This window comes from Undibacterium sp. Tian12W (assembly GCF_049339405.1).
Taxonomy (GTDB): domain Bacteria; phylum Pseudomonadota; class Gammaproteobacteria; order Burkholderiales; family Burkholderiaceae_D; genus Undibacterium.
This window is the reverse complement of record NZ_JBMPPK010000054.1, coordinates 1-5,520: the sequence shown is the minus strand read 5'-3', so window position 1 is coordinate 5,520 and position 5,520 is coordinate 1. Positions and strand designations below refer to the sequence as shown.

Sequence of the window (5,520 nt, the reverse complement as noted above, 5' to 3'; positions counted from 1 at the left end):
CATAAACCGCGCCAGATACTCAGGCGAATTAATAAACTGCCCGATCAGCGTCACCACATCGGTACCCGATTGCGCCAGCAGTGCATCAAACGTCGCCTGATCCGGCGCATGCCCCAGCAAACCGATGTAATCCAGCGTCAAAGACACTTTGGATTGCGAATTCGCCTTGAACTCCGTTGATTCCGTAAAGCCCGCCAGCATATCGCCCCTGGAGAGACCATTGCCCAGTTGCCCCAGCCAGTAAGCCTTGCCTGCCGCATCTGAACTACGGTGCAGCACATTCTGATAAACCCGATCCACAAAGGCCGTGTTATCCAATGCCCCATAGGTTTTCTGGAACTCAGCACTCGACACAAACGAAGCACTGATCTTGGAGAGATTCAGTCCATCCTTTTGCGCCTGCATCCAGTAAGCCAGACCATCACGGTCAGGCAAACGGTCAAAGGCCCCAAAGTACAGACGCGTGATACCACCGATGCCGCTTTGGAATTCAGCGGATTCCATGAACGACGCTGCCACCTGGGCACGGCTCATCTTGCCACTGTCTATCTGCCCCTGCCAGTACTGCACGCCTGCCGTATCCGCTTCGCGGAACAGCACGTCACGATAAAGCTGCATGGCAAACAAATCAGAACGGTGCAAGACATCATTGTCTTTGACATCCAGTTTGGTACCGACCTTCGCTTCGATCGCATCCGGGATACCATCACCATCCTTGTCACCCGGCAAAGAGGTATTTGGATTGGTCGGGACCGTGGTTTTAAAGCCCAGGCCACCATTGAGCGTAATCTTGCCATCGACCTTGCCGTCAGTATCAAAGAGCCCGCCGTCCGTGATCTTGAAATCGACTTTCAGCTTGCCGTTCACTGTGGCAATATTGGTGGCGATATTGGTCCAGGTGCCAGCCTTGTCTTGTACCCAGTAACCATTCACCGGGCCCATGGCATCGGTGTACAGCGACATCGTGGTTTCCTGACCTGCTGCCAGGCCGACGAGCTGGGTGGTGATCATGCCATATTGCATGCTCAGTTCTGCAGGCAGTGTTGCAGGCGCTACCGTGGTGTTCACATTGGTTTGCGACAGGAAATTATTATTTGCCAGCGTCACATAATGGTTATTCGCTGCCGTACTGTTATGCCATAACAGCGAACTGACATTCTTCTGCGACTGATCCGGTATGCCGTCACCATTACCATCGCCATTGCCTGCACCCAGCAGATTCGGTACTTCTCCCTCTACCCGTTGCAGGATGCCATCGCCATCCGCATCCGACCCGCCTGAGCCAGGGTTGTCAGTATTAGGGTTGATGCTGAAGGCCTGCGAGAAGGTCGGCCCGCTATTGCCCGCCAGATCAACCACCCTGACTTTGAGCGTGTTATTGCCACTCAGCAGTTGGTTTGGCAAACTCCAGCCAGTGCCACCGGTGGTCGCCAGCGCATTGATCCAGTTGGCACCATTGTCGAGCGAGACTTGCACGGTTTCGCCGACTGCCAGACCTGCGGTGAGGTTGCCGGAAATGGTCTGGTCGCTGATGGTGGTGATGAAGTCGCTATTGCTGGCACCGTCATCATTCGACAAGCGCACTGCACCGATACCTGTCGTCGGCGCCGTATGATCGACCTGGTACAACTGCCCGGTAAAGCCGCCATTCAAAGGCAGGCTGGCGGTGTCAATAATGCCGGTGCCCGAGGTTTTAAGGTTCAGGCCCAGGCTGCCATCTCCTGTCAAACCCGTGATTCTGACGCTATAGGTAGAAGGATCAAGCTGGGTGACGCTGCTGATGGTCCCCGTTGCGCTGCCGGTAGTGGCCAGTATAAAGGCGGCGACGTTCACGCCAGTCACGGCTTCACTGAAGCTGACCTTGTAATCGGCAGTGCCGAGATTGGTGTTTTCTGGGTTGATGCGGGTAATGCCGATGACCGTTGGCGGCACATTGTCACCAACGGTGATGCTCAGGCTCTTGTCATAGGTGGCATTGGAGGTGTCCGTGGCGCGAACCATGATGGTATAGGTGCCCGGGGTCATGCCCAGCGGGTTCTTGGCCACCAGGCTGGTGCCGGAGATGATGAACTTGCCATTGTCGCGGTCATTCGTGCCATTGCCCGCCACCAGGCTAAAGCTGGCGGTGTCACTGGGGTTAGGGTCAGTCGCAGAGAGGGTACCGACGCTGCTGTTGTCCGGAGACCCTTGCAGGATGGTGGCCGGCAACAGGCTGATATTGGTCGGTGCCGCATTGACACCGGTGGCAATCACGGTGGTGGTGTTATTGAGTACGGCCGAGGCAATACCGTCATTGGCACTGATGGTAAAGGTGGTGGTTTCAGTACTGCCGACCGGTACCCGGCCCGCACCAGGCTGGAATACCAGGCCACGGATGGCCGCCTGCACGACCGCAGGTGTTCCTGCAGCATGGGTATAAGTCAGGCCACCATCGGCAGTTGAGAAGCCTGTCGCTGCCAGTGAAGCGGCCGTGAAGGCACCTTTGGCGGCAACATCAAGGGTGATGATGATAGTTTCGCTGGCACCGACATCAGGATCAGTAATAGTCACGTTCGCGAAGGGGGTAACCGTGGTGGTTTCCGTGACAGTCTGACCTGCGACGACACCACCGATGACGGGAGCAACGTTATTGCCGGTCACGGTAATGCCATTGCCAAACAGGTCGGCGATGATGACGGCCACGTCAGCACCGGTATTCCAGTCTTCCAGCATGCCGAGGTTGTAGACGGTGGTATCCGTGGACGAAGTCCCATCCTTGTTCATCCGCAACGCCAGTGCTGCCTTGTCGGTGGCACTCATGGTCATGGTGAAGCTGGTGTTGGAGCTGATATCGACGTTGGCGGTATCGGTCAGGGTGTAGTTGAAGCCACCCTGGCCGAACAGACGGATGCGGTTGGCGGTGATGTCATTGGCGGCACCTGTCAGGCTCAGGAAATTGCTGCCTGTAACGACCAGCACACCGGTGGCGACGTTGTAGGTCGCTGAGGTGACGGTAGGTGCCACCACATTCGAGACGGTAATGCCATTACCGGTCAGGTCAGCGATGACAACGGCCGCATCAGCACCGGCATTCCAGTCTTCTGCGGCAATCAAGTTGTAAGTATTGACACTGGTGGAGCTGGTGCCATTCTTGTTCATGATGAGGTTGGCACCCAGCCGGTCCGTTGCACTGAGGGTCAGTGTGAAGGACGTGGCGGAGGTGATCTCAACATTGCTGGTCGTGGTCAGGGTATAGCTGCTACCGCCTTCCCCTTGCAGGCTGAACTTGTTGGCGACGATGTCATTGGTGGCACCTGTCAGGCCTTTTAGGCCGGTTCCTGTCACGGTCAGCACACCAGTGTTGGCATCATAGGTCGAGGAGGTAATGGTCGGAACCGGGATATTGCTGACGGTAACAGCAGCAGTAGTGATAGCGATATTGCCACCGGTAATGGCGCTGTCCCAGTCATCGGCGGCAGCCAGGTTGTAGCTTGTACCACCTGTGGATGATGTGCCATTCTTGTTGAACAGGGCTTCCACCGCAGCCTGGTCAGCACCTGCGAGTGTCACGGCAAAGCTGGTGGCGGACGTAATTTCGACATTGCCGGTCGTCGAGAGCGTGCGTGTTGCCGCACCTTCACCTGTGATGGTCAGGGCCGTGACAGTAATGTCATTGGTCGCACCGATGGTCTTGACGAGGCCGGTACCTGTGACAGTCAGAACGTGGGTGGTGATGTCATAAGTCGCAGACGTAATCGTTGGTGCAGCGACGTTCGAGACCGTGACGGCATTGCCGGTCAGGTCAGCACTGGAAGTCGTGGTGGCGTCCCAGGAAGCAGCGGCAGCAAGGTTGAAGGTGGTGGTGTCAGCGGCTGTGGTGCCATTCTTGTTCAATATGCCATTGATGGCGAGCTTGTCAGCGGCGTTGAGTGTCACCGAGAAAGCGGTGGCACTGCTGGCGGTGACGTTGGCGGTGGTCAATGTATAAGAACCGGCCTGACCTGTGATCGATAACTTACTGACGTCGATGGTGTCGCCACCGACGATATTGACGGCGGACACACTGAGGATGCCGGTCGCTGCATCGTAGCTGGAACTGAGGATGCTTGGTGCGGCATTGGCGACGGTGATGCCGTTGCCGGTCAAATCCTGAATGTTGCCACCGGTGATGACGCTGTTCCAGTCATCGGCTGCGGCAAGGTTGTAGGTCGTGGCGCTACTTGCTGAAGAGGTGCCGTTCTTGTTGAGCAGGCTATCAACACCGGCGATATCGGCACCGGCCAGGGTAAAGGTGAAGCTGGTGGCCGAAGTGACTTCGACATTGCCGGTGGTGGAAAGGGTGTAGGTCGCACCACCTTCACCAGTAATGGTGAGCTTGGTAATGGTGACGTCATTGGTGGCACCGATGGTCTTGACGAGGTTGGTACCGGTGACGGTGAAGACGTGGGTAGTACCGTCATAGGTTGCGGACGTAATCGTTGGTGCGGTGACATTCGAGACAGTGACGGCATTACCTGTCAGGTCGGCACTGGACGTGGTGGTGGCATCCCAGGATGCGGCGGCTGCGAGGTTGAAGGTGGTGGTATCAACTGCTGTGGTGCCGTTGTTGTTCAGGATGCCGTTGATGGCGAGCTTGTCGGCGGCGTTCAGAGTGACAGAGAAGGCGGTCGAACTGCTCGCAGTAACGTTGGCGGTGGTCAGGGTGTAGGAACCAGCCTGACCAGTCAGGGACAGTTTCGATACATCAATGGTGTCGCCACCGGCGATGTTGACGGCGGAGACCGATAAAATGCCGGTTGCTGCATCGTAGCTGGAACTTAAAATACTTGGTGCGGCATTGGCGACGGTGATGCCGTTGCCGGTCAAATCCTGGATATTGCCACCGGTGATGACGCTATCCCAGTCGTCGGCAGCAGCAAGATTATAGACAGTGGCGCTGCTGGCAGACGAAGTACCGTTTTTATTCAACAGGCTATCGACTGCGGCGATATCGGCACCGGCCAGAGTGAAGGTAAAACTGGTGGCAGATGTGATTTCGACGTTGCCGGTCGTGGACAAAGTGCGCGTTGCGCCGCCTTCGCCAGTGATGGTCAGCTTGGATATGGTGATGTCATTGGTCGCGCCGATAGTCTTGACGAGATTGGTGCCGGTGATGGTGAAGACGTGGGTGGTGCCATCGTAGGTTGCGGACGTAATCGTTGGTGCGGTGACGTTCGAGACGGTCACGGCGTTGCCGGTCAGGTCGGCGGCTGATGTCGTGGTGGCATCCCAGGATGCAGCGGCGGCGAGGTTAAAGGTGGTGGTATCAACCGCTGCTGTGCCGTTGTTGTTCAGGATGCCGTTGATGGCGAGCTTGTCGGCGGCGTTCAGGGTGACGGAGAAGGCCGTACTGCTGCTGGCGGTGACGTTGGCGGTGGTCAGGGTGTAGGAACCGGTCTGGCCAGTCAAAGACAGTTTGCTTACATCAATGGTGTCGCCACCGGCGATGTTGACGGCAGAGACCGATAAAATGCCGGTGCTGGCATCGTAGGTGGAACTTAA

General features: G+C 56.9%; 1 protein-coding gene. It reads right to left on the bottom strand.

Translation table 11 applies throughout. The annotated features are described in order from the left end of the window. On the bottom strand, positions 1 to 5,520 hold a 5,520-nt coding region (locus ACO0LI_RS30490; RefSeq protein ID WP_423037665.1), incomplete at both ends, for a DUF4214 domain-containing protein.